This window comes from Actinophytocola xinjiangensis (assembly GCF_001921215.1).
Lineage (GTDB): Bacteria > Actinomycetota > Actinomycetes > Mycobacteriales > Pseudonocardiaceae > Actinophytocola > Actinophytocola xinjiangensis.
The window spans coordinates 693,275-718,540 of the sequence record NZ_MSIF01000001.1; the positions used below are offsets into that span (position 1 = coordinate 693,275).

General features: G+C 74.6%; 16 protein-coding genes. 11 read left to right on the top strand and 5 right to left on the bottom strand.

From position 1 onward, the window contains the following. Positions 1–187 precede the first annotated feature (187 nt). The 11 genes from BLA60_RS03220 to BLA60_RS42925 are packed head-to-tail and all read left to right on the top strand — an operon-like array spanning position 188 to position 19,227. The gene (locus tag BLA60_RS03220) at positions 188–502 is read left to right on the top strand and encodes an acyl carrier protein (RefSeq protein ID WP_245811798.1); all 315 of its coding nucleotides are present in this window, start codon (positions 188–190) and stop codon (positions 500–502) included. Next, positions 499–1,593: an acyl-CoA dehydrogenase family protein gene (locus BLA60_RS03225; protein WP_084734577.1), complete on the top strand. Its 1,095-nt coding sequence runs from the start codon at positions 499–501 to the stop codon at positions 1,591–1,593. Before BLA60_RS03220 ends, BLA60_RS03225 begins: the two co-directional genes overlap by 4 nt. Beyond that, positions 1,593–2,585, top strand: a complete 993-nt coding sequence (locus BLA60_RS03230; RefSeq protein WP_075131122.1) for a hypothetical protein — start codon at positions 1,593–1,595, stop codon at positions 2,583–2,585. The genes BLA60_RS03225 and BLA60_RS03230 overlap by 1 nt, the downstream gene beginning before the upstream one ends. Continuing rightward, positions 2,582–3,625, top strand: a complete 1,044-nt coding sequence (locus tag BLA60_RS03235) for an HAD-IIIC family phosphatase (RefSeq protein ID WP_075131123.1) — start codon at positions 2,582–2,584, stop codon at positions 3,623–3,625. The genes BLA60_RS03230 and BLA60_RS03235 overlap by 4 nt, the downstream gene beginning before the upstream one ends. Then, positions 3,622–7,014, top strand: coding sequence for a non-ribosomal peptide synthetase (locus BLA60_RS03240; RefSeq protein ID WP_075131124.1), 3,393 nt, complete (start codon positions 3,622–3,624; stop codon positions 7,012–7,014). The genes BLA60_RS03235 and BLA60_RS03240 overlap by 4 nt, the downstream gene beginning before the upstream one ends. Beyond that, positions 7,001–10,078: a non-ribosomal peptide synthetase gene (locus BLA60_RS03245; RefSeq protein ID WP_075131125.1), complete on the top strand. Its 3,078-nt coding sequence runs from the start codon at positions 7,001–7,003 to the stop codon at positions 10,076–10,078. The genes BLA60_RS03240 and BLA60_RS03245 overlap by 14 nt, the downstream gene beginning before the upstream one ends. Continuing rightward, positions 10,071–16,175: a non-ribosomal peptide synthetase gene (locus BLA60_RS03250; RefSeq protein WP_075131126.1), complete on the top strand. Its 6,105-nt coding sequence runs from the start codon at positions 10,071–10,073 to the stop codon at positions 16,173–16,175. The genes BLA60_RS03245 and BLA60_RS03250 overlap by 8 nt, the downstream gene beginning before the upstream one ends. Further along, a complete protein-coding gene (locus BLA60_RS03255) occupies positions 16,172–17,038 on the top strand; it encodes a 3-hydroxyacyl-CoA dehydrogenase family protein (RefSeq protein WP_075131494.1) in 867 nt (288 codons plus the stop codon). Before BLA60_RS03250 ends, BLA60_RS03255 begins: the two co-directional genes overlap by 4 nt. Beyond that, positions 17,035–17,205, top strand: a complete 171-nt coding sequence (locus tag BLA60_RS03260) for an MbtH family protein (protein ID WP_075131127.1) — start codon at positions 17,035–17,037, stop codon at positions 17,203–17,205. Before BLA60_RS03255 ends, BLA60_RS03260 begins: the two co-directional genes overlap by 4 nt. Positions 17,206–17,209: 4 nt before the next feature. Further along, entirely contained in the window at positions 17,210–18,286 is a 1,077-nt protein-coding gene (locus tag BLA60_RS03265) for a ketoacyl-ACP synthase III family protein (RefSeq protein ID WP_075131128.1), read from the top strand. Continuing rightward, positions 18,283–19,227: a LysR family transcriptional regulator gene (locus BLA60_RS42925; RefSeq protein ID WP_162292889.1), complete on the top strand. Its 945-nt coding sequence runs from the start codon at positions 18,283–18,285 to the stop codon at positions 19,225–19,227. The genes BLA60_RS03265 and BLA60_RS42925 overlap by 4 nt, the downstream gene beginning before the upstream one ends. Positions 19,228–19,257: 30 nt before the next feature. On the opposite strand, the gene BLA60_RS03275 is transcribed toward BLA60_RS42925, so the two are convergent. The 5 genes from BLA60_RS03275 to BLA60_RS03295 are packed head-to-tail and all read right to left on the bottom strand — an operon-like array spanning position 19,258 to position 25,095. Next, on the bottom strand, positions 19,258–20,703 hold the full coding sequence (locus tag BLA60_RS03275) for a UbiD family decarboxylase (RefSeq protein ID WP_075131130.1): 1,446 nt from the start codon (positions 20,701–20,703) through the stop codon (positions 19,258–19,260). Next, positions 20,687–21,202, bottom strand: coding sequence for a flavin reductase family protein (locus BLA60_RS03280; protein WP_075131131.1), 516 nt, complete (start codon positions 21,200–21,202; stop codon positions 20,687–20,689). The genes BLA60_RS03275 and BLA60_RS03280 overlap by 17 nt, the downstream gene beginning before the upstream one ends. Further along, positions 21,189–21,947: a dioxygenase family protein gene (locus BLA60_RS03285; protein ID WP_084734580.1), complete on the bottom strand. Its 759-nt coding sequence runs from the start codon at positions 21,945–21,947 to the stop codon at positions 21,189–21,191. Before BLA60_RS03285 ends, BLA60_RS03280 begins: the two co-directional genes overlap by 14 nt. After that, positions 21,944–23,473 carry a 4-hydroxyphenylacetate 3-hydroxylase family protein gene (locus BLA60_RS03290; RefSeq protein ID WP_211288572.1) on the bottom strand — a complete coding sequence of 510 codons (1,530 nt, stop codon included), beginning with the start codon at positions 23,471–23,473 and terminating at the stop codon, positions 21,944–21,946. The genes BLA60_RS03285 and BLA60_RS03290 overlap by 4 nt, the downstream gene beginning before the upstream one ends. Next, positions 23,467–25,095 (bottom strand): aromatic amino acid ammonia-lyase, encoded by a 1,629-nt coding sequence (locus BLA60_RS03295; RefSeq protein WP_075131132.1) that lies wholly within the window; start codon positions 25,093–25,095, stop codon positions 23,467–23,469. The genes BLA60_RS03290 and BLA60_RS03295 overlap by 7 nt, the downstream gene beginning before the upstream one ends. Between the last annotated feature and the right edge of the window lie 171 nt (positions 25,096–25,266).

Below are 25,266 nucleotides of genomic sequence, written 5' to 3' on the forward strand. Positions count from 1 at the left end.
ATTGTCAAACAATTTAGCGTTGCTGGACGAACGCTTCGCGATCGATGAAGGCGCGAAATGCCCGGGACTCTTAAGCAACACCGGACGATCCGTTGTGAAACCGTTGAAGAATGGTGTTTCGAGAGGTTACTACCAGCGAAAAGTGAAGTCAACCGGTGAAATAGTTCCGGAAGTCCGGTAGGAAGGGATGGCGACGGCAATTCTTGACGAATATTTGGGGGCCGCCTTGCAGAGTCCGCCCGAAGGCCGCGTGTCCAATGATGTCGAGTTGGAAATCATGCGCTATCTGGAATCGGAATTCGAGGATTCGGGGATCGATCGTTGCGCCGATATCTTCGCGCTCGGGTATGTCAACTCGCTGTTCGCCCTCGAACTGGTGACGTTCGTGGAACGCAGATTCGACATCACCATCGGAACCGACGACCTCGACCTGGACAACTTTCGCAGCGTCGAGGCGATGGCCCGGCTGGTCGGGACCATCCGGGCGGCGGCGGGACGATGAACGCCCTCGCCCAGGACCTGCGCCGCTTCGCCGAGGACCACGCGGCGGCCGCCGGTGAGTGGGACCGGGCCGGCGCACTGCCCGACGAGGTGGTGCGCGCGGTCGCCGCCCGGGGCTGGCTCGGCGCGGCGGTGCCCGACACCCACGGCGGCCGGCGGCTCGACCCGGTCTCCTTCGGCGAGCTGTGCGCGGGACTCGGTGGCGTGTGCTCGTCGCTGCGCGGTCTGCTGACCGTCCAGTCGATGGTGGCCGACGTGATCGCCCGCCGGGGCGAGGACCACCACCGCGCCTGGCTGCCCGACCTGGCCGCCGGCCGCGTGATCGCCGCCCTGGCGGCCACCGAGGACGGCGCCGGCAGCGACCTGGCCGCCGTGGGCACCCGCGTCGAACCGGTCCCCGGCGGTCTGCGGATCAGCGGACGCAAGCGCTGGGTCACCTTCGGCGAGACCGCCGGCCTCTACCTGGTCCTCGGCGTCACCCCGAGGGGCCCGACCGCGGTCCTGGTGCCCCGCGACGCCGGCGGGATCACCGTGGAGCCGGTGCGCGGCCAGCTCGGGCTGCGCGCGGCGATGATCGCCCACGTCACGTTCGACGGCGTCGTGGTGCCGGCCGCGCACCGGCTCGGCGCTGCCGGCGCCGGGCTGACCCACGTGGTCGCCGCCGCGCTCGACCACGGCCGGTACAGCGTCGCCTGGGGCTGTGTCGGCATGGCCCGCGCCTGCCTGGACCTCTCCGCCCGGCACGCGGTGGCCCGCTCCGGTCGCCTCGCCCAGCACCAGCTGGTCCGCCGGCTGGTCACCGACATGGTCGCCGGCGTGACCACGGCCCGGCTGCTGTGCGAACACGCCGCCGGGCACCCCCGCCCGGACCGCACGATGCTGGCCAAGTACGTCGCCGCGCGCACCGCGGCCCAGGTCACCCGCGACGCCGTCCAGGTGCTGGGCGCCGCCGGCTGCGCGCCGGGACATCCGGCCGAGCGGTTCTTCCGGGACGCCAAGCTCATGCAGCTGATCGAGGGCACCGACGAGATCTGCCAGACCCACGTCTGCGACGCCGAGTTCCGCCGGCACGCGACCCGGGGAGCGGCCTGATGCGGGTCAAGCGGATCGCCACCCACCTGCCGGCCACGACCGTCGCGGTGTCCGGGCTGGCGCGGACCGAGGACCTCGACGAGCAGGCCGCCGCGACGCTCGACCGGCTCGGCGTGCACGAGGTACGCGACGCCGGCACGGCCACCGAGGTCGACCTGGCCCACGCCGCCGCCGTCACCGCCTGCGCCGACGCCGGGGTCGACCCGGCCGGGCTGGACGCGGTGATCCTGGTGCAGGGCCGGGCGCCGCAGTACCTGCTGTCCTCCGAGGCGGCCCGGCTCCAGCACGCCGTCGGGGCCGACCGGGCGTTCACCGTCGGGGTCGGCGACCTGGGCTGCGTGTCCTCCTCGGCGGCGCTCACGGTCGCACGCGGCCTGTTCGCCGCCCACCCCGGGTGGCGCTCGGCGCTGGTCGCCATGGGCGTGCGCACGGCGGCACCGGCGCGGTACCGGGCGCCGATGACCGTGCTCGGCGACGGTGGCCAGGCCGCCGTGCTGACCCCGGACGACGGCCCGTGGCGGCTGGTGGACCAGGATCTGCGGGTCAACGGCGGGTACGCCGACCTGTTCCGCATCCGCTACCGCGAGACCGGTGCACCCGGCTGGCGCGAGGAGTGCACCGACCTGCCGGGCTACTCCTTCCGCCTGGCAGTGGAAAGCCGTGCCCAGCTGACCGGGATGACCAGGGAACTGTTGGCGCGCAACGGATGCGGGCCCGGTGACGTGGCCTGGCTGATGCAGAACCTGTCCGCCGGTGCCATCGCGTTCTGGCAGCGGGCGCTGGGCGTGGAGCTGCTGGGGGTGTGCGCGGCCAACCTGCGCCGCTACGGCCACCTCGGCCCCGCCGACGTGCTGCTCAACCTCGACCACGCCGCGCCGCTGCTGCGGGCCGGCGACCGCGTCCTCGTCCTGAACAGCAGCCCGGTCGCGGCCTGGAGCTGCGCGCTGTTCGAGTACGTGCCCGACCGAACCCCGGAGAGGACACCCCGATGACAACCGCGATCAAGTGCGTGGTCTGGGACCTGGACGACACGGTGTGGGACGGGGTCCTGCTGGAGGGCGACCGGCCGGCGGTCCGGCCCGGCGTCGCGGACACGATCCGCGCCCTCGACGAACGCGGCATCCTGCACGCCGTCGCCAGCCGTGGCGACCGGGACCGGGCCACCGCGCACCTGCGTGCCGTCGGCCTGCTCGACCTGTTCGTGCACCTGGAGGTCGGCTGGGACGCCAAGTCGGACGCGGTGGCCCGCACGGCGACCGAGCTGAACCTCGGCCTGGACACTGTCGCCTTCGTCGACAACGACCCGTCCGAGCGCGACGAGGTGCACGCCGTGCTGCCGATGGTGCGCTGCTACCCCGAGACCGCCGCCGCCCGGCTGCCCGCCCTGGCGGAGTTCACCCCGGACGGGATCACCGGCGAGTCGCGGGCGCGCCGCACGATGTACCAGGCGGAGCGGCGCCGCCGGGCCGACGAGCAGACCGCCGGCGCGCACCGCGCCGAGTTCCTCGCCGGGCTGGGGCTGGTCATGACCGTGCGCCGGGCGCGCGAGGAGGACCTGCTGCGCGTGCGGGAGTTGACCGTGCGCACCCACCAGCTCAACACCACCGGCCGGACCTACCCGCTCGACGAGCTGCGCGCGCTGTGCGCCGACCCCGGCCATGAGGTGCTGGTCGCGACCCTCAGGGACCGCTACGGCTCCTACGGCACCATCGGCCTGGCGGTCAGCGAGATCACCGGCACCGACCACGTACTGACGCTGCTGCTGACCTCGTGCCGGGTGATGTCCCGGGGAGCGGGCGGCGCGCTGCTGCACCACGTCGTTGACCGGGCGCGCCGGGCCGGGCGGGTGGCGCGCGCGGAGTTCGTGCCCACCGAGGTCAACCGGATCATGATGGTGAACCTGCGGTTCGCCGGGTTCGCGGCGGTCGGCGAGCGTGACGGGGTGGTTCTGCTGGAGGCCACCGCGCCCGGCGCGCCGCCACCGGCCCACGTGCTGATCGAGGACGCCGACACCAGGGCGGCGCGGTCGTGACCGGTCCCGACCTGGTGGCGCTGCTGCGCGCGGCCGTCGCCAGCACGACCAGGACCGAGCCGGCGTCCGTCGGCGAGGACAGCTCGCTGCGCGCGCTGGGCGTGAACTCCATGCGGGCCCTGCGTATCGCCGCCCGGCTCGAACGGGAACTCGGCGCCCCCGTCGCCCCGTGGCCGCTGCTGGAGCACGACCGGCTCGGCGACGCGGCGGCGGCGATCGTGCCCGGGACCGACGAGCCCCCGCGGCACCGGCCGGGACCGTGGCGGCCGTTGTCGCACGCCGAACAGTCCCAGTGGTACCTCGACTGGTCGGAACCGGGAGCGACACGCTACGTGTTCTCGGGGGCGATCCGACTGCGCGGCCCGGTCGATCCCGCCGCCCTGGGCGCCGCGCTGAGCGCCGTGGTGCGCCGGCACGAGCCGCTGCGCACCCGCTACGGGACCGGGCCCGACGGCGTGCCGCGCGCGGTCGCCGCCGACCCGTACCCGGTGGCGCTGCCGGTGACCGGCGAGCCGCTCGACCAGGTGGTGCGCGCGGAGCGGGAGACACCGTTCGACCTCACCGGCGGCCGGCTGCTGCGGGCCCGGCTGGTGCGCCTCGCGCCGGAGGACCACGCGCTGGTGCTGGCCGCGCACCACATCGCCGTCGACGGCTGGTCGTTCGGCGTGCTGCTGCGCGAACTCGGCGGACGGTCGCCGGAGCTGACCGCCGGCTACCCGGACGCGGTCGCGGCCGAGGCGGCGACCTGGCGCGCGGACGGCCCGCGTCAGCGGGAGTGGTGGCGCGGCTACCTCGCCGACGCGCCGCCCGCGCTGGACGTGCCGGGCGACCTGCCGGTCGGGCCCGGCGCCACCGGAGCGGGGCGGGTGCTGCGGTTCGCGGTGGAGCCGGCCGTCACCGCCGCCGTCCGCGCGTTGCCGGCGACCCCGTACGCCGTGCTGTTCACCGCCTTCGCCGTCGTGCTGCACCGGCGCGCCGGTCGGGACGACCTGCTCGTCGGGACCCCGCTGGCCAACCGGGCGCGGCCACGCTTCCACGACCTGATCGGCATGTTCGTCAACACCGTGGTGCTGCGCTCCCGCGCCGGCCGGGACACGACCTTCGCCGCGTTGCTGCGCGCCACCCGCGACGGGCTGCTCGGCGCGATGACCCACCAGGAGGTGCCGCTTCCCGAGATCACCGCCGCGGCCCAGGGCGCCGCGCGGGATCCGCTGGTGCGCGTGATGTTCGACCTGCACTCGTTCCCGCCCGGCGAGCTGGCGCTGCCCGGCGTCGAGGTCCTGGCCGGCGACGGCGGCCCACTGACCCTCAACTCGTTCGAGACCCCGGGCAGCCAGGCCAAGTTCGACCTCACGCTGACCATGGAGGACACCGGCGAGGCCCTGCTCGGCGCCCTGGAGTACCGCACCGACCGCTACACCCGGCGCTGGGCCGACGGGTTCGTCGAGGACCTGCTGGCCGTGCTCACCGAGGCGACCCGCGACCCGGACACCCGCGTCCGCGACCTGGCCGCCGGCCGGGGCGAACCGTCCGTGGTGCGCGGCGAGCCGGCCCCGCCGGGGGAGTGGACGGTGCACGGGCTGGTCGGCGGGCGGCCGGAGGCGGTCGCGGTCGTCGACGGCGACGAGGCGCTCGACTACGCCGAGCTGGACCGGCGGGCCGGCGAACTCGCCGGGAGGCTGCGCGCTCTCGGGGTCGGCGCCGGCACCACGGTCGCGCTGCTCGCCGAACGCTCCGCCGGTCTGGTCGTCGACGTGCTGGCCGTGCTCCGCGCCGGGGGCGCGTTCCTGCCGCTGGACCCGCGCCACCCGGTCGACCGGATGCACGCGATGCTCGCCGACGGGGACGCGTCGCTGCTGCTCACCCGCGAGCACCTCACCGCGCGGGCCGGGCGTGGCGCCGGGCGCGACCTGGGCGCCGGCCGGCGGGTGATCACCTTGCGCCACACGGAGTCCACGCGCCGGGACGCCGGCCAGGCGGACACCGCGTACGTGCTGTTCACCTCGGGCTCCACCGGGCGGCCCAAGGGTGTCGCGGTGTCCCACCGGTCCCTGGCGGTCGCCGCGCTGACCTGGCGACGGGAGTTCGGGCTGGGCGAGGGCGACGTGGTCGCCCAGATCGCCGGCTGCGCCTTCGACGTGTTCTGCGGCGAGCTGGTCCGCGCGCTGGGCACCGGGGCGCGGCTGGCGATCGTGCCCGACGACGTGGTGCTCGACCCGGTCCGGTTGCACGCCCTGCTGCGGGACGCCGGGGTGACCTGCGCGGAGTTCGTGCCCTCGGTCCTGGCACCGCTGGTCGACCTCGGCCGCGAGCTGCCATCGCTGCGGCGGGTGGTGATCGGGGTGGAGCCGTGGACGGCCGGTGAGCAGGCCCGGCTGCGTGCCCTGCTGCGGCCGGAGGCGGTGGTGCACAACACCTACGGCCTGACCGAGGCCACCATCGACTCGACCGGCGAGATCCTCACCGGGACCGACGGTCTCCCGGCGGAGCACCGGTTCCCGGTCGGCTGGCCGTTCTCCTCGACCACGGTGTACGTGCTCGACGAGAGCCGGCGGCCGGTGACGGTCGGGCTGGCGGGCGAGGTGTGGATCGGCGGCACCGGCGTGGCGCAGGGCTACGTCGGCCGGGCCGCGCACACCGCCGACCGGTTCCGGCCCGACCCCTTCGGCGACCCCGGCACCCGGATGTACCGGACCGGCGACCGGGGCCGGCTGCTGCCGGACGGGCGGCTGGTGCTGCTGGGCCGGCTCGACCGCCAGCACAAGGTGCGGGGCACCCGGGTGGACCTGGAGGAGGTGGAGGCGGTGTTGGCCGGCGCGCCCGGTGTGCGCCGCGCGGTGGTGGTGCCCGAACCCGCCGGCCTGGTCGCCTACCTGGTGCGCGAGCCGTCCGCCGCGACCGAACCCCGCGAGGTCGCCGCGCATGCCGCGCGCTGGCTGCCCAGGACCGTGTGCCCGGTGCGCTACGCCGTACTCGACCGGCCCCCGCTGACGCCCAACGGCAAGATCGACGTCGCGGCCCTGGCCGGGGTGCCCACCCAGCCGGTCGCGGCGCCCGCTCCGGCCCGCCCGGCGAGCACCACCGAGCGCGAGATCGCCCGGCTGTGCGCCGAGGTCATCGAGGGCGGGCCGGTCGGGGAGGTGGACCCGGCGGCGGACTTCTTCGAGCTGGGCGGGCACTCGCTGCTGCTGGCCCGCTGGATCGGCCTGGTGCGCGACCGCTTCGCTGTCGACCTGCCGATCCGCGAGGTCCTGCTCAGACCGACCGTGGCCAGGGTGGCCGAACTGGTGGAGGCCGGCGCCCCGGCCGCCAGGACACCGACGGCCGGCCACACCCGTATCCGCTGGTCCGCCCGACCACAGCGAGGTGGCGACGATGAACGACCGTGAGCTGGCGGCGACCCTCGTCCCGGCCCTGCCGTTCCAGGAACGGCTCCTGCTCTCCGAACGGCTGACGGCCGACCGCGCCGTGCACCCGATCCCCGTGCGGCTGCGGCTGTCGGGCCCGCTGGACCCCGACGCCCTGCGCGCCGCGCTGGCCGGCTGCGTCCGGCGGCACGAGGCGCTGCGCACCGGCTTCGAGACCGTCGACGGCCGGCCGCACCAGGTCGTGGTCGACGCGCCGGGGCTGCCGGTCCCGCTGCGCACCGTGGACCTCACCGAGGACCCCGGGCGCCTGGACGGGCTCGCCGCCGAGGAGGCCGGCCGGCCGTTCGACCCGACGGCGATCCCGCAGGCCCGCGCGGTGCTCGTGACGCTCGGACCCGACGAGCACGAGCTGCTGCTGACCGTGCACCACGCGGTGTGCGACGGCAGCTCGATCGAACAGCTGGTGGCCGAGCTGGTCGCCGGCTACGGCGGCGAGGACGTGCCGCCGCCCCGGACCGGCCTGCTCGACTGGACCGCGCGCCGCCTCCACGACGCCGGCTCACCGGCCGCCACCGCCGACCTCGACCACTGGCTGGACCGGCTCGACGGCGTGGCGACCGTGCTGGAACTGCCGGCCGACCGGCCGCGCACCACGTCGGTCGAGTCGGTGGCGCACCGGGTCACCGTCGAGTCCGCCCTGGTGGATCGGCTGCGCGCCCTCGGCCGCGCCGAGCGCACCGGCTTCGCCGCCACCCTGCTCGCCGGCCTGGCCGCCGTGCTGCACGCGCACACCGGCCAGGACGACTTCTGCGTCGGCGTTCCGCTCTCGCTGCGCGACGACCCGGCGCTCGACCGCACCGTCGGCCCGCTGCTGACCACGGTCGCCGTGCGGCTGCGGGTCGCCGGCACCTTCCGCGAGCTGGTCCGCGCCACCGGCCGGGCGCTGCGTGAGGCGCAGGCGCACACCACCGTGCCGTTCGAGCGGGTGCTGGACTCCCTGGCGCTGCCCCGTTCGGGCGGGCTGGCCCCGCTGTTCCAGGTGATGTTCACCCACGAGCGCGTCCGGCGGCGGCAGTGGGACACCGGCGGGGTGCGCGTGCGCGCCGACATCGCCGGGGCCACCGCCGCCCGCAACGACCTGACCGTCGCGGTCACCGAACTGGACGACCGGCTCGACGTCCTCGTCGAGCACCGCGCCGACATCTTCGACCCCGACCGGCTGGGCCGCCTCGCCGGACACCTGCGCACCGTGCTGGCCGCCGCGGCCGGCGCCCCCGACCGTCCGGTCGTGCGGCTGCCGCTGCTCGACGCCACCGAGCGGGACCTGGTGCTGCGCCGGTGGAACGACACCGACGCGCCCGTGCCGGCCACGACGGCCGCCGCGCTGTTCGCCGCGTGCGTCGCCCGTGACCCGGACGCGCCCGCGATCCACACCGGCGGCACCACAGTGACCTACGGGGAACTGGACGTCGAGGTCGAGACGCTCGCCCGCCACCTGGCGGACCTGGGCGCCGGCCGGGAGACGCTCGTCGGCGTCGGTCTGCCCCGGGGCCGGGACGCGATCGTGGCGCTGCTGGCCGTGCACCGGGCGGGCGCGGCCTATCTGCCGCTGGACCCGTCCTACCCGCCCGCGCGCCTGGCGGCGATCGTGACCGGCAGCCGGTGCGCGACGGTCGTGACCCGCCCAGGGGTGCTGCCCCCGCTGCCGGTCACCGAGGTCCACCTCGACGCGCACCCACCCGGCCGGACCGTCCCGGTGGCGCCCGCCCCGGACGACCTGGCCTACGTCATCCACACCTCCGGCTCCACCGGCGTGCCCAACGGGGTCGCGGTGACCCACCGGTCGCTGGTCGCGCGGGTGCTCGACGACGGGTGCGCGGACTTCGGGCCCGGCCAGGCGGTGCTCAACCTGGCGTCGCTGTCGTTCGACGCGTCGGTCAGCGAGGTGTGGGCGCCGCTGTGCAACGGCGGCGCGATCGTCGTGCCCCGGGTCGACCAGCCGTTCCTCGACCAGGTCCGCGAGGGCGTGACCGGGGCCCCGGTGACCACCCTGCAACTGGTCTCCCCCCAGCTCCCGCTGGTCCTGGACTCCGCGCCCGAACTGTTCGACGGCGTGTCCCAGGTGGTCGTCGGCGGCGACCTGCTCTCGCCCGGGCACGCGGCCGGCCTGCTCGCCCGCCGGCCCGGTGTGCGGTTCACCCACGTCTACGGGCCGACCGAGTGCACGCTGTTCGCCCTGACCGACTCGCCGGCCGAGATCGACCCCGGCCGCTCGACCGTGCCGCTGGGCCGGCCGCTGGCCAACACCCGGATCTACCTGCTCGACGCCGGGGCCCGGCCGGTGCCCCTCGGCTCGCCGGGGGAGATCCACCTGGCCGGGGTCGGGGTGGCGCGCGGCTACCTGCACCAGCCGGCGTTGACCGCGCGCCGGTTCCTGCCCGACCCGTTCGGCCCGCCGGGCACCCGGATGTACCGCACCGGCGACCTCGGCCGGTTCCTGCCCGACGGGCGGGTGGAGTTCCTCGGCCGGGTCGACCACCAGGTGAAGATCCGGGGGTTCCGGGTGGAGGTCGGCGAGGTGGAGGCGACGCTGTGCGCGCACCCGGGCGTACGCGAGGCCGCGGTCGTGGTCCGCGACGGGCGGCTGGTCGCCCACGTCGTCCCGGCCGGCGCCGACCCGCCCGACACCGAGCTGCTGCGCGGGCACTGCCGCACCACCCTGCCCGAGCACCTGGTGCCGGCGGCGTTCAGCGTGCTGGACCGGTTGCCCTTGACCCGCAACGGAAAGGTCGACCGCGCCGCGCTGCCCGCGCCAGCGGTACCGGTGGCCGGCGGGTCGGCGCGCACCCCGGTCGAACGCGAACTGGCCGCGCTGTGGGCGCGGGTGCTCGACGTGCCGGACGTGCCCGACGACACCAACTTCTTCCTGGCCGGCGGCGACTCGATCAGGATCGCCAAGCTCTACGACCTGGTCGACGCCACCTGGCCGGGCCGGCTGCGGCTCGCCGAGCTGTTCGAGCTCGGCACCGTGCGCACGCAGGCGGCCGCCGTGCTCGACCGCGAGGAGAGGGACACCGATGCGTGACCAGGACGTGGCGATCATCGGGATCGCCGTCCGCTTCCCGCAGGCCCCCGACCTGGAGACGTTCCGGGAGAACCTGGCGCTTGGCCGGGACTCGGTGCGCCCGCTGCCCAGGGAGCGGATCGAGGCCTGCCGGCTCGACCCGGGGGCAAGCTACCCGCAGGCCGCCTACCTCGACCGGATCGACCTGTTCGACCATCGCTTCTTCGGGCTGTCCCCGCGCGAGGCCGAGTCGATGGACCCGCACCACCGGATCGCCCTGGAGCTGGCGTGGTCGGCGGTCGAGGAGGCCGGCCACCGGCCGGCTGATCTGGCGGAGGTCACCACCGCCGTGCTGTTCAGCGCGCCGTCCCCGGACTACGCCAACCTGGTCGACGACCCCGACACGATGGAGCTGCTGGGCGGCAACGCGGCGGCGCTCGCCGGGCGGATCTCCTACCTGCTGGGCCTCACCGGCACCTCGGTCACGATCAACACCGGGTGCAACGGCTCACTGTTCGCGGTGCACCAGGCCTGCCAGGAACTGCGTGCCGGCACCGCCGACTACGCCCTCGCCGGCGGCGTGAGCCTCAAGACCGGCCACCCCACCGCCGACTACCTGGAGCGCTACCCCGAGATCATGTCGCCGACCGCGCGGACCAGGGCGTTCGACCGGGACGCCGACGGGGCGGGCGACGGTGAGGGCGGCGCGGTGCTGCTGCTCACCCCGCTGCGCCGGGCACTGGAACGCGGCGAGCACGTGCACGCCGTCGTGCGGGGCAGTGCGGTGCGGCACAACGGGTCCCGGTCCGCGACGTTCACCGCGCCGAGCGCGGCCACCCAGGCGGAGGTGATCACCGCCGCCTGGCGTGACGCCGGCCTGGACCCGCTGGCGGCCGGCTACCTGGAGACCCACGGCTCGGGCACCCGGCTCGGTGACGCGGTGGAGATCGAAGGGCTGGCGCTGGCCAGGGCCGGTGCCACGACCCGGGTTCCGGTCGGCTCGGTGAAGACCAACATCGGCCACATCGACCACGCCGCCGGGATCGCCGGCCTGGTGAAGGTCCTGCTCAGCGTGCGCGAGGGCGAGCTGTACCCGTCGCTGCACTTCACCGCGCCGCCGCCGGGGCTGGACCTGGACGCCAGCGGGGTCGAGGTGGTGACCGAGCCACGGCCGTGGCCGGCCAACGGCGCGCCGAGGGCCGCCGGGGTCAGCTCGGTCAGCCTCGCCGGCCTCAATGTCCACTGTGTACTGACTGGTCCGCCCGCCGCCGCACCGGCGCCCGGCACGGACGGTCCCCGGCTGGTGGTCCTCAGCGCGATGACCGCCGAGGCGCTCGCCGGGTCGTGCCGGCGGCTGGCCGGGGCCCTGCCGGCGGACGCGGCGCTGGCCGACATCGCGCGCACCCTCGCCCAGGGCCGCGAGCACCACCGGTACCGGGTCGCGGTCGTGGCCGCCGACCACGCGGGCCTGGCCGCCGCGCTGACCGAACGCGCCGAGATGATCGAGGCGCTGCCACCCGCCCCCTCGGCGGACGGGGTCCGGGTCGCCGGCACGGCCGACCCCGCGTTGACCCGTCTCGGGTTGCGCCACGACCTTGAGCTGACCTGGCCGTCCGCCGGGGCCCACCTGGCCGCCGAGGTGGCGCGGGTCGGCGGACCGGTGGTGCTGCTGGCCGCCACCGAACTGGCCGGCCGGCTCGCGGTGCTGACCAGGGGCCGCGAGGACGTGACGGTCGTCCCCGTCACGGCCGGCGACCCGCTGCACGTGCTGGCCAGCGTGTACGAGGCCGGCGCGACCATCGACTGGGCGGCCCACCACGACGCGCTCGACCCCGGCCGCCCGTTCCGCCGGATCGGCCTGGCGACCTACCCGTTCGACGGCCGGCCGTGCTGGATCCCCGCCGGCCGGCTGCGGGCCGCGACCGTCGCCGCGCCAGCCGCGCCAGCCGCCCCTCCCGCGCCGGAACCGGCCGGCGACCTCGCCGAGGGCATCAGCCAGGTCTGGTCGCGGGCACTGCGCGGCGAGGTCCGCCCGAGCGACAACTACTTCACCCTCGGCGGCAACTCCATCACCGCACTGGAGGTCATCGGCGACCTGGAACGGGACCACGGGGTGACGGTCGACCTGCTCGACCTCTACGAGAACCCGTCCCCGGCCCAGCTCGCCGACGCGCTCCGCCAGCGGGCGGAGACGCGGGCCGACACGCGGGCGGACACACCGGTGCCGGCCGACCCCGACGCCATCCGCCGCGTCGACGCGCTGGAGCTGTCCTTCGGCCAGGAGCGGATGTGGTTCCACCACCAACTGATGCCCGACAGCTCGCTCTACAACATCCCCACCACCTTCCAACTCCTCGGCGACCTGGACGTGCCCGCGTTGCGGGGCGCGCTGCGCGACTTCGTCGACCGGCACGAGAGCCTGCGCTCGCGCATGCCCAGCCGCGACGGCCGCCCGTACCTGGTCGTCGACGACGAGATCCCCGACCTGCCGAGGACGGTCGACCTGCGCGGCCACCCCGACGCGCGCGCGGCGGCCAGGCGACTGGTCACCAACGAGGCGCTGCGGCCCTTCGACCTCGCCACCGACGCGCTGTTCCGCGCGGTGCTGGTCCGGGTCACCGACGGCGAGCACCTGCTGTTCATGAACGCCCACCACGGCGTCGACGACGGCTGGAGCCCGGCGATCGTGGACACCGAACTGGCCGCGCTCTACGGCGCGCGGCGCGCCGGCACCCGCGCCGACCTGCCCGAACTGCCGGTGCGCTACCGCGACTACGCGCACTGGCAGCGCAAACGGCTCACCGGCGCGGTGCTCGACCAGGAACGCGCGTACTGGCGCGACCGGCTCGCCGACCCGCCCGTGCTCGACCTGCCCACCGACCGCCCACGCCCGGCCGAACGCGACTTCGAGGGCGGCCTGTACCCGTTCACCATCCCCGTCGGCCTGGCCGACGGGATCCGGGAGGTCAGCCGGCGCACCTCGTCAACGGTGTTCACCGTGGTGCTCAGCGCGATCTACGTCGTCCTCGGCCGGTACGCGCGCCAGCACGACGTCGTCGTCGGCACGCCGACCGCCGGCCGCTCCCGGCCGGAGGTGCGGGGCGTGGTCGGCTTCTTCAACAACTCCATCGCGCTGCGCGGCGACCTGTCGGGCGGGCCGACGTTCACCGAGCTGGTCCACCGCGTGCGGCGGGTCGTCGCCGAAGGGCTGGCGCACGACGAGCTGCCGTTCGACCAGGTCGTGGACGTGGTGGCCCCGCGACGGATCGCCGGGCGCAACCCGCTGTTCGACGTGATGTACGTGCACCAGACGCTGCCCACGCTCGGTGCGACGATGCCGGGGCTGCGGCTGCGCATGCTCGACGACGTCGACACCTCCGCCCACGCCAACGGGTTGACCCCCGGCACCGCCAAGTTCGACCTGACCTTCTGCCTGTGGGACCGCGAGGACCACGACGACCTGCCGGGCGGCATCGAGTACGCCACCGCCCTGTTCGAGCACGAGACCGTCGGGCTGATCGCCGACCAGCTGGTCGGCGTGCTCACCGAGATCGTCCGCGACCCGGACCAGCCGGTCGACTCGCTGCGCCTGGGCGAACCCCGGCTCGACGCGCTGACCGGCCCGCCCGAGGACGACGGGCCGGACACGGTGACCGGCCTGGTCGAGGCGACCACGGCCCGCACCCCGGACGCCGTCGCCGTGGCGTCGGCCGAGGATCCCGGCGGCGACCTGACCTACGCCGAGCTGCTGGCCCGGTCGAGGTCGGTCGCCCACCGGCTGCGCGCGGCCGGCGCCGGCCGGGGCGACGTCGTGGCGGTGTCGGTGGCGCGTTCGCCCGCGCTGCCCGTGGCGCTGCTCGGCGTGCTCACCGCGGGCGCGGCGTTCCTGCCGCTGGATCCCGCCCACCCCACCGAACGCCTGTCGTCGCTGGTCGCGGACTCCGGCGCGCGGTTCCTGCTCGCCCAGCACGATCTGGGCCTGGACGGTCAGCTCACGCGGGTGCCCTTCGCCGACTCCGGCCAGGAACTGGCCGACCCGGTCAGGCCCCGTCCAGCCGACCCGGCCTACGTCATCTACACCTCCGGCTCCACCGGGCGGCCCAAGGGCGTGCTCGTGTCCCACGGCGGCGCTGCGGCCGTGCTGCGGGCCGCCGCGCCGCTGGTCGGCGCGCGGGCCGGGAAGCGGACCGTGCAGTTCGCCTCGGCCACGTTCGACGCCGCCGTGTTCGAGCTGTTCACCACGTTCGCGGTGGGCGGCACGGTCGTCCCGGCGCCGGCCGGTGACCTGCTCGTCGGTGCCGACCTGGAGGACTTCCTGGTGCGCCACCGGATCCAGGTCGCGGTCCTGCCGCCCTCGGTGCTCGCCTCACTGCCCGACCCGGACGCGGTGCCCGAGCTGGACGCGCTCGTCGCGGCCGGTGAGGCGCTGCCGGCCGAACTGGTCGAGCGGTTCGCCCCCGGACGGCACCTGGTCAACGCCTACGGCCCGACCGAGACCTCGATCATGGCCACCCACGACACCTGCCGGCCCACCGGTGCCCGGCCGGCCATCGGCCGGCCCCTGCCGGGCGTGCGGCTGCGGATCGTCGACCAGCGCGGTGTTCCCGTGCCGCCAGGGGTCCCCGGCGAGCTGTGCGTCGGCGGTGTCGGCGTCGCCCACGGCTACCTCGGGCGCCCGGCGCTGACCGCGCGCCAGTTCGTGCCGGACCCGCTGGTGGCGGGGGCCCGCGTCTACCGCACCGGTGACCTGGTCCGGCAGCTGCCGGACGGGCGGGTCGACTTCCTCGGCCGGGCCGACGACCAGGTCAAGCACCGGGGTTTCCGGATCGAGCCCGGCGAGATCGAGGCCGCCCTGCGAGCCCACCCCGAGGTCGGCGAGGCGGTGGTCGCCGCACACCGGGACACCGCCGGCGAGCGCCTGGTCGCGTACCTGGTCTCCGCCACCGCCGACTGGCCCCGGGTCCGGGACTGGCTGGCCGAGCGGCTGCCCGCGCACCTGGTGCCATCGGCCGGTGTACTGGTCGACCGGATTCCGTTGCTGCCCAGCGGAAAGGTCGACCGGCGGGCGCTCGTGCCACCCGCCGCCACCCCCGCCGCCGGCCGGCCGCGGGACGAGTCCGCGACCCGGGTCGCCGCGCTGTTCGAGCAGGTGCTGGCCACCGCGCCGGTCGGCCAGGACGACAACTTCTTCGACCGGGGCGGGCATTCCCTGCTGGCCGCCCGGCTGCTCAGTCTGGTCGAGCGGGAGACCGGGCGAAGGCTGCCGCTGTCGGTGCTGTTCGACCACCCGACACCGGCCGGCCTGGCCGCCGTGCTGCGTGACGCCGACCGCCACGTGCACCGCTGCCTGGTCACCATCGACGGCCACGGCGGCGCGCCGCCGCTGTTCCTGGTCCACCCGACCGGCGGCAACGTGCTGTGCTACCAACCACTCGCGCGGGCACTGGGCCCCGACCAGCCGGTGTACGGCCTGCAGGCCCATGGCCTCGGCCCCGGCTGTGAACCGGACCGCACCCTGCCCGAGATGGCCGCGCGCTACCTCGCCGAGGTACGCGAGGTCGTGCCGTCGGGCCCGTTCCGCGTCGGCGGCTGGTCCTTCGGCGCGTTCGTGGCCTGCGAGATGGCCGCCCAGGCCGCCGGCCAGGTCGACCTGGTGGTGAGCATCGACGGCGACCTCACCGCCGAGGTCCCACCGGCGCCCGACGACGACGCCGAGCTCCTCTACGCCGCCGTCCGGCCGTTCGCCACCCCGGAGCAGACCGCCCGGCTCTCCGACCCGGTGCGTCCGACCTACGCCGAGTCGCTGCGCATCGCCGCCTCGGCGGGACTGCTGCCGGAACGGATGCGGATGGACGAGCTGACCCGGTTCCTGCGGTTGCTGCGGACCAACCACGCCGCCACCGGGCCGTGGCGCCCGCGCCGGTTCGCCGCCGACATCGCGGTGCTGCGCGCCAGTGACGGCCTGCTCGGCGACGACGCGCTGGCCGTCCTCGCCGGCCTGACCGACGGGCGGCTGATCGTCGAGCCGGTGCCCGGCGACCACTACACGATGATGTCGCGCCACGCCGCCGAGGCCGGTGCCCGGCTGGCGGCCGTCCTGGAGGGGGAATGGACATGACCGAGACGACCGCCGTGATCGGCGCCGGCACCATGGGCACCGGCGTCGCCCAGTGCCTGGCCGAGGCCGGCTACCGGGTCGTGGTGCACGATCCCGTGCCCGGCGCGCTCGACGCCGCCCGCGCCCGCCTGGACGCCGGCCTGCGCACCCGAGCCCTGCTGCGCGGCCGGACCGGCGGCGCCGCCCCGGCCGCCGTGCGCGCGGCGATCGAGTGGACGGCGGCGACCGAACCGTTGGCCGGCGTGGGTTTCGTCATCGAGTGCGGGCCCGAGCGCCTGGACGTCAAGCGCGCGATCCTCGGCGTGGTCGACGCGGTGTGCGCGCCGGAGACCGTGGTCGCGTCCAACACCTCCGCCATCCCGATCACCCGGATCGCCAGCTGGACCGCGCACCCGGAACGGGTGCTGGGCATGCACTTCATGAACCCCGCGCCGGTCAAGGACACCGTCGAGGTGATCCGGGCCGAGCACACCACCGACGCCGTGCTCGACGCGGCGCTCACCCTGCTGGCGCGCCTGGGGAAACGCGGTGTCGTGGTGCGCGACGCGCCGGGGTTCGTGTCCAACCGGGTGCTGATGCCCACCGTCAACGAGGCCGCGTTCCTGGTGCACGAGGGCGTCGCCGACGCCGCCGCCGTCGACGAGGTGTTCCAGCGGTGCCTCGGCCACCCGATGGGCCCGCTGGCCACCGCCGACCTCATCGGCCTTGACGTCGTCCTCGACTCGCTCGACGTGCTCCACGAGCACTACCGGGACCCCAAGTTCCGGCCATGTCCGCTGCTGTCCCGGCTCGTCCACGCCGGGTACCACGGCCGCAAGACCGGCCGGGGATTCCACACCTACCGCCGGGGAGGCACGCCATGACCGACACCCAGGTCGTGCGCAACGACGAGGAGCAGTACTCGATCTGGCCGGCCGGGGACGCCCCACCGCCGGGCTGGCACCCCGTGGGGTTCGCCGGCAGCGAGCAGGAGTGCCTGGACCACATCGCCTCGGTGTGGACCGACATCCGGCCGCGGAGCGCTCGGTGACCTCATGCGGGGAACCCTGGACCTCGACCTGTACCTCGACGCCGTCGGCACCTACCTGCCGCCGGCCGTCTCCGCCGCCGACGCCGTCGCGCAGGGCCGCTACGACCCGGCCGACCACGCCGACGACGGCTACGACCACGTCCTCGTCGAGGACAGCCGCTCGCCCGCCGAGATGGCCGTGCTGGCCGGTCGGGCGGCGCTGGCCACGGCGCGGCACACCGGCCCGGTCGACCTCGTGCTGCACGGGTCGAGCTACTACCAGGGGCAGGACTTCTGGACCCCGGCGACCTACGTCCGCCGCGAGCTGGTCGGCGGCACCGGGCCGGCGTTCGAGGTGCGGTCGGCGTCCAACAGCGGGATGGCCGCGCTCGACCTGGCCGCCGCCTACCTCGCCGCCGGTCCGGGGCGCGCGGCCGCGCTGATCACCGTCGCCGACCGGTTCGCCCTGCCCGGTTTCGACCGCTGGGCCTCCGACGGCGGCGTCGTCTACGCCGACGGCGCGGCGGCCGTGCTGCTCTCCCGCACCGGCGGTGTCGCCCGGGTCCTGGCCGTCACCTCCAGCTCCGATCCGGAGCTGGAGTCGCTGGGTCGTGACGTCGACCGGTTCCTGCCGGCGCCGGACCCGGCCGCCGGCCCGCTGGACCTGCGCGGGTTCAAGGCCAGGTACCTACGCCGCGCGGGGTTCGATGAGCTGCGCGCACGATTGTGGGCGGGGCTGCGGACGAACGTGGCCGCCACCGCGCGCGCGGCGCGGGTCGACCTCGCCGCCGTGGACCGGTACCTGGTGCCCAACGTCGGCCGCGACCTGCTCGAGTGGGAGTTCCTCGAACCCCTCGGCATCGGCGTGGATCGCACGGCCTGGGACAACGCCCGCCGCATCGGCCACCTCGGCGCGGCCGACCAGTTCGCCAACCTGGCGGACATGATCGAACGTGGTGTGCTCACCGCTGGGCAGCATGTGCTGTTGATCGGTGTCGGGCTCGGCTTCAGCTGGACCAGCGCGCTGCTGCGCGTCGAACCAGGCGACCGGCCCGGTGCCGCACCACCCCGCCCTGCCCACCAAGGAGGCACTGGCCATTGAACTTCGTACGCCTAGAGGTGTTCAAGGAGGTCGCCCGGCATGGATCCCTTACCCGCGCGGCCAAGGAGTTGACCTACACCACCTCGGCCGTGTCCCAGCACATGTCCGCCCTGGAACGGGAACTGGGCGCCGTGCTGTTCGAGCGCCTGCCGCGCGGCGTGCGCCTCACCAAGCCCGGTGAGGCGTTGCTCTCGCACGTCGAGCGCATCCTGGAGGAGTACCGGGCCGCCCGCCAGACCGTGCGCACGATCACCTCGGTCGCCCACGGCCGCGTGCGGCTGGGCGCGTTCGCCGCGGCGAACGCGACCGTGGTCGCCACGGCGGTCGCCCGGTTCCGGTCGGTCTACCCGCGCACGGAGGTCGAGCTGCGGCGCGTCGAGCCGGACGAGGCGGTCGGGCTGATGGCGGTGCGCGAGTTGGACCTCGCCATCACCTACGCCTACCCCGAGGAGCGGCTGCCCAGCCCGGACGGCATGCACCTGCAACCGCTGCTGGAGGACCGGCTGCACGTGCTGCTGCCGCGTACCCACCTGATGGCCGGCGAGCACGAGGTGCGGCTGGCGGAGATGGTGGGGGAGAAGTGGGTGCGCTGCGCGGACAAGCGGTCGGCGAACGTGCTGACCAGCGCGTGTCTGGCCGCCGGGTTCGTGCCCGAGGTCGCGCTGTGCTGTGACGACGAGACCGACCTGCCTGGCCTGACCGCGGCCGGGGTCGGCGTGGCGCTGATCTCGGGGCTGTCCAGGGCGGCGCACCGCTCGGACGTGGTGGTCCGGCCCATCGCCGGCGACCCCGTCGTGCGGCAGGTCTACGCGATGTCCCCGAACGGGGCGCCGGCACCGCGATCGGTCACCGCGATGCTGACGATGCTCGCCAACGCCGCCACCGATCGCGAGATGTCCGAGACGGCCAGGCTGATCTGCGGCCCGCGCCGGGGCGACTGACCGGGGTGAGGTCCGGGGGCTCCTCGGGCCTCACCGCTCCAGCAGCGCCCGCACCCGCTCCCGCACCCCCGCCGGGTAGGCACCGGCGAACGAGCTGTGCGCCGGTCGGTGCTCCAGCAGGCAGTCGTACACCGCTCTCGGTCCGACCTTCGCGGCCTTCTCCCGCTCGGTGTAGCAGGCCAGGATCGGCAGGATCGGCCCGGCGTTCACCCCGACCCGGTCCACCGGGTGCTGGCGGGTGCCCACCGCCCACAGCAGCTCGGCGGGATCGGCCGGGTCGACGTCGTCGTCGAGCACGAACAGCTTCGGCACGGTGAAGCCGAACTTCGTCGGCCACACCACCTCGCCGATGCGCGCGCACAGCGTCGTGGAGTCCAGCCCGGCCCGCCGCCAGTCCGCCGGCACGGTCACCACCATCCAGTGGTTGGCCGTCTCGAACGGGCACCACACCGTGGTGACCGGCAGGCCGGCCGCGCGCAGCAGACCCAGCGCCTCGGCGGCGAAGCACACCCCGGCCGCCGTGTGGTAGTCGTCGACCGGCCGGCCCTCGGCGATCACCGGCCACACCGGGTCGTCCCGGTGGGTGATGGCGGTGATCGTGTACACGGGCTCGCGGCCCGTGCCGGAGACCAGGTAGCCGGGGAACTCGCCGAACGGGCCCTCGTCGGCGTCCCGGCCGGGGGACACGTGACCCTCGATCACCACCTCGGCGGTGGTCGGGACGGCCAGGTCCACCGTCGCGCAGCGGACCAGCTCCACCGGTTGGTCGTAGAACGCCCCGAGGTAGCCGACCTCGTCGACGTCGCGCGCCAGCGGCATGCTGGACACGAACGGCGTCGCCGGCGGCCCGCCCTGGAACAGCGCGAACGGCATCGGCTCGCCCCGGTCGGCCCACTGGCGCCAGATCACGCCCAGGTGCTGGGAGGGCACGAACAGCCCGGTCATCCGGTGCCCGTCGAGCTTCTGCACGCGCGAGATCGACCAGTTCGTCCACGACCCGTCCGGGGTACGGACCACGATCGTGCCCCAGGTGTTCACGTACGGTCCGCCGTCGCCGTCGTGCACCACCGGCACCGGCCACCGGTCGAGGTCGGCCTCGGCCCCCAGCGCCACGTGCCGCTGGCACGGCCCGTCGGCCACGATCCTGGGCGGGACCGGCGGCAGGTCCCGCACCCGCGCCAGCCGGTCGACGATCGCCGCCGGCGCGGTCGCCGGGTCGAGGCCGAGCGAGAGCGCGACCCGCGCCAGCGGGAGGTCCGCGCGGCTGGACAGCGCGGCCGGTGCGCCGAGCAGCCGCGCGCCGGGCACCGCGCACGCCGGCCGGGTGAACAGCGGTGCGGGAGAACGGTTCTCGTAGCCGTGCCGGGTGTAGGCGGCGACCTCCAGGTCGGGGTCGATCGGCTCGTCGACGACCCGCAGGTCGCCGAGGGCGGCCAGGGCGTCCAGGTGGTCGCGCAGGTCAGGGATGCCGGTCATGGTCCTCCGTCGGGAAGTCCGCTATGGCGGTGAAACCGCCCTGGTAGAACAGCAGCGGCGCGCCGGTGCCGATCGCCGTGCCGGTGACCAGGCCCAGGACCAGCACGTGGTCGCCGCCGTCGTGCCGGCTCCACGGCTCACAGTCCACATAGGCCAGACAGCCGGCCAGTCGCCGGCCGCCCCCGTCGCCGCGCCAGGCCACCTCCGACAGGCGCCGCCCGCCGGCGAAGTGCACGGCCAGGTCGCGCTGGCCGGCGGCGAGGATGTTCACCGTGAACGGGACCGCGCCCAGCGCCCGGCCCGCCCGGCTGGCCCGGTCCACCGACACCAGCACCAGCGGCGGGCGCAGCGACACCGAGGCGAACGCGTTCACCGTGAGACCGCGCACGCCGTCGGGGCCCGGATAGGTGATGACCGTGACCCCGCTGGCGAACCGGCCGAGCAGGGTGCGGAACCGGGTGGGGTCGACGGTCCCGCCTCGGTGGTCAGTCCTGGGCACGGGCCAGCACGAAGTCGTGGCCGGCCTCGAGGGTGTGCTCGCCCGGCGCGGGTCGCAGTACCAGTTCGTCCTTCACCCCACCGGCGACGTCGCTGTCCAGCCACGGGTCACCGGCGAAGTACAGCTGGGTGGTGAGCGTCCGGTGGCCCGGCGCGGAGATCTTGAAGTGCACGTGCGCCGGCCGCCAGGCATGCATGCCCAGCAGGGCGAACAGCCGCCCGGACGGCCCCGCCGAGGGCACCTGGTAGGCGCCGGGGACCACGGTGGCGATGTCGTAGCGGCCCTCGTCGTCGGCGACCACCCTGGCGCGCAGGTTGTGCTCGGGCAGCGCCGGCACGAAGTGCGAGTAGCCGCCGGCCATGTCCGCCTGCCAGGTGTCCAGGACCGCGCCCGGCAGCGGCCCGCCGTCGGCCGACCGCACCCGCCCGGTCAGCCGCAGCCGCTCGCCCGGCTCGTCGTCCTGCTGGGGCAGCGCGCACGGCGAGTACAGCAGCGGCGCGTCCGGCACGTGGAACGGGCCCTCGACCGCCCCGGCGCTGGCCCCGGGGCCAGCGCCGTTGTGGGTCTCCACGGTGGACTCGAAGAGGATGTCGAGCAGCAGGTGCCACTCCGCGGCGTCACCCAGCTCGACGACGAACTCCTTGAGGTCGTGGTACTCCCCGTAGGTGATGCCGTGGCGCACCAGGGAGTCCCGCAGGTGCGCGATCAGTTCCGCGGCGAAGGTCGCCACCCGCTGGGAGGTCATGTCCGCTCCTTGCCGTCGAGGTGACCGTCGAGGTGACCGTCGCCGCCACCGGCGAGGTCCGGGACGGTCCAGCCGTCCAGGTCGTACTCGGCCAGGCAGCGTTCGACCAGGTCGTCGAACTCGCCGAGCCGTCCGCTGTTCTCCATGGCCGTCACCAGGTCCACCCGCACGGCCTCGTGGTTGCCCGCGTAGTTGCGCTCGTACAGCTCGTGCCGGCCACCGAACTCGGTGCCGGTGGCGTCCCACAACAGCTTCATCACCTTCACCCGCTCCACGGCGGTGGTGCCGCCGCTGCCCCGCAGGTACTTGTCCAGGTAGGGCCGCACCGCCGGGTTCGCGAAGTCCCGCGCGCTGGAGTTGACGTAGATCAGCCCACTGCCGACGTCCTGCTGGACGATCTCCCGGATCCTCGGGTAGCCCACGGTCATGAACCACCGGTAGGCCATGCCGTACTCGGGGTTGGGCAGCACGGACCCGTCGTGCCATGGCACCGGGTCGCGGGCCATCGCGGTGCCCAGCCCGGCGAACAGGTTGCGCCAGGCCAGCACCTCGCCGAGCCGGGCCCGGACCCCGCGGAACCCGCCGGTGCCGGTGATCCGCAGCGCCTTGGCCAGCAGCCCGGCGACGAACTCCAGCTTCACCGTCAGCCGCACACAGCCCTGGAAGGTGAACCGGGGCAGGAAACCGGAGGCGGGGAAGAACGAGTTCGCCCGCTCCACGTCGCGGTGGACGAACACGTCCTCCCACGGCACCAGCACCCGGTCCAGCACGAAGATCGTGTCGTTCTCGTCCATTCTGGACGAGAGCGGGTAGTCGAAAGGGCTCGCCGAGGCGGTGGCGGCGGTGTAGGAAGGCCGGCAGATCAGCTTCACGCCCGGCGCGCCGACCGGCACGGTGAACACCACCGCGAACTCCGGGCTGCTGATCGCCAACCCGTGGTGGGCCACGAAGTTGTAGTGCGTGATGGCCGATCCGGTCGCCACCACCTTGGCGCCGCTGACCACCAGCCCCGCGTCGGTCTCCCGTTCCACGTGGACGAACGTGTCGCCGACCTGGTCGGCCGGCAGGCCACGGTCCACCGGCGGGTGGATGATCGCGTGGTTCCAGTACAGGACCTCCTCCTGGGAGCGGCGGTACCAGCGCAGCGCGTTCTCCTCGAACGGCGCGTAGAACGGCGCGTTGGCGCCCAGCGTGCCGAGGAAGCTGGCCTTGTAGTCGGGGCTACGGCCCATCCAGCCGTAGGTCATCCGCGCCCAAGCGGTGATCGCCTCCTTGTCCCGCACCAGGTCGGCGGCGTCGCGGGCGGCGCGGAAGAACGCGTGGGTCCGCCCGCCGCTGCCGGTGTCGGTCGGCGCGGTGAGCCGCCCGGCGGTCGCCGGGTCGTGCAGCGCGTCGTAGAGCCGGGCGATCATCCGCACCGGGTTGCGGAAGGCCGGGTGGGTGGTCACGTCGGCGACCCGTTCCCCGTCCAGCCACACCTCGCGCCCGTCGCGCAGGCTCTCCACGTACTCGTCGCCGGTCAGCACGCCGGCACCGCCACGGTCGTGGTCACCTCGCGTCGCAGGGTCCCGGCGCGGATCAGTTCGGCCACGGCGGCCACGTCGCCGTCCAGGCGCCGGTCGCCGGAGACGAACGGGGACACCGACCGGATCAGCTCGTGCGCCCGGCGTACCGCCGGTGCCGCCAGCTCCACCCCGCGCAGCTCGACCGCCTGTGCCAGCGCCAGCAGGTGGATGGCGGCGACCTGGCGGGTCAGCTCGACCACGGTGCGGGCGTCGCGCGCGGCGATGGTGCCCATGCTGACCTTGTCCTGGTTGTGCGCCTCGGTGGAGCGGGAGAACACGGTGGCGGGACCGGAGTGCTTGAGCGCCTCGGCGGTGATCGCCGAGCAGGCGATCTGCATGCCCTTGAACCCGTGCTCGACCCCGGCGTCCTCGTGGTCGTCGGGGTGCGGGACGGCGAGGTTGGCCGGCAGGCCGGCGTTGAACTTCTCGTCCACCACCAGTTCGAGTTGGCGGTCGAGCAGGTCGGCGACGTTGGCGACGGCGACCTTGAGGCTGTCCATGGCCTGGCCGAGGTGTCCGGCGTAGAAGTTGCCGCCGTGGTGGACCTGCCCGGCCGCCCCGGCGAACAGCGGGTTGTCGGTACTGGAGTTGATCTCGGTGCGGACCCACCGGCCCGCCCAGTCCAGCGTGTCCCGCAGCACTCCGGTCACGTGCGGGGCGCAGCGGATCGAGTACTTGTCCTGGATGCGTTCGTCCTGCCGCACGTAGCCGCGTCCGTCCAGCGACTCGGTGCGGGTCAGGATGTCCTCGTAGGAGGTGGTCAGCGCGGAGCCGTCGAGCAGGGCGCGGATCGTGGCGGCGCTGGTGGTCTGCCCGGGGTGGGGCTTGCTGTCGTGGACGAACGGGTGGAAGTGCGAGGCGTTGCCGCGCAACGCCTCGCAGGCCATGGCGGTGGCCAGGTCGGCGACGAAGGCGAGTTCGGTGGCGTCGGCGCAGGCCAGCGCGGCGAACGCGGCGGTGAACGACGTGCCGTTGATCAGCGCCAGACCTTCCTTGGGCTCCAACGAGAGCGGGGCGAGCCCTTCGTCGGCCAGGGCGTCGGCCGCCGGACGCGTCCGGCCACGGTGGCCGACCTCGACCTCGCCGATCAGCGCGCCCGCGACGTAGCACAGGGGCACCAGGTCGCCGCTGGCGCCGAGCGAGCCCAGCTCCGGGATCCGGGGCGTGATCCCGCGTTCCACCAGACGCAACAGCAGCTCGACCAGCTCCGGGCGGACCCCGGACGCGCCCCTGGCCAGCGAGTTGGCCCGGATCAGCAGGGTCGCCCTGGCCACATCGTCCTCGGCGAGCGGTCCGGCGCCGTTGAGGTGGTAGAGCACCAGGTTGCGTTGCAGCCGGGCGGCCCGCTCGGGGGCGACGTGCCGTTCGACGCTGTCGCCGAAGCCCGTGGTGACCCCGTAGACCGGGATCCGCTTGTCGACCAGTGCCCGCCGCAGCTCCAGCGACGAGACCATCGCCGCGACCGCGTCGTCGGCCACGCGCAGGGTGATCGTGTCGGACGTCCTGGCCACGGCCAGGACGTCCTCGATGGTGAGATGGTGCCCGTCGAGCACCATGGTGGCGCCCGGTCCTGGTTCGGTCATCGACGCTCCTTGTCCTCGCCGAAAAGTCTTGTCACCGGTGCGCCCGGCTGTCGTCGGCCCCAGGACCCATTCACATTTCCTTAAACCTTTTCCGTGGCGTCCGTCGAGGTCGGGGCCGTAACCTCGAAATGGCCAGGGCGACACATCGGGTCCAATTAGTTGGCCAAGTGA

Bases quoted from the DNA above. Each gene is read 5' to 3' on its own strand.
- BLA60_RS03250 (WP_075131126.1), top strand. From the start codon at position 10,071: ATGCGTGACCAGGACGTGGCGATCATCGGGATCGCCGTCCGCTTCCCG.
- BLA60_RS03265 (WP_075131128.1), top strand. From the start codon at position 17,210: ATGCGGGGAACCCTGGACCTCGACCTGTACCTCGACGCCGTCGGCACC.
- BLA60_RS03275 (WP_075131130.1), bottom strand. From the start codon at position 20,703: ATGACCGGCATCCCTGACCTGCGCGACCACCTGGACGCCCTGGCCGCC.
- BLA60_RS03295 (WP_075131132.1), bottom strand. From the start codon at position 25,095: ATGACCGAACCAGGACCGGGCGCCACCATGGTGCTCGACGGGCACCAT.
- BLA60_RS03220 (WP_245811798.1), top strand. From the start codon at position 188: ATGGCGACGGCAATTCTTGACGAATATTTGGGGGCCGCCTTGCAGAGT.
- BLA60_RS03225 (WP_084734577.1), top strand. From the start codon at position 499: ATGAACGCCCTCGCCCAGGACCTGCGCCGCTTCGCCGAGGACCACGCG.
- BLA60_RS03255 (WP_075131494.1), top strand. From the start codon at position 16,172: ATGACCGAGACGACCGCCGTGATCGGCGCCGGCACCATGGGCACCGGC.
- BLA60_RS03230 (WP_075131122.1), top strand. From the start codon at position 1,593: ATGCGGGTCAAGCGGATCGCCACCCACCTGCCGGCCACGACCGTCGCG.
- BLA60_RS03260 (WP_075131127.1), top strand. From the start codon at position 17,035: ATGACCGACACCCAGGTCGTGCGCAACGACGAGGAGCAGTACTCGATC.
- BLA60_RS03245 (WP_075131125.1), top strand. From the start codon at position 7,001: ATGAACGACCGTGAGCTGGCGGCGACCCTCGTCCCGGCCCTGCCGTTC.
- BLA60_RS03235 (WP_075131123.1), top strand. From the start codon at position 2,582: ATGACAACCGCGATCAAGTGCGTGGTCTGGGACCTGGACGACACGGTG.
- BLA60_RS03285 (WP_084734580.1), bottom strand. From the start codon at position 21,947: ATGACCTCCCAGCGGGTGGCGACCTTCGCCGCGGAACTGATCGCGCAC.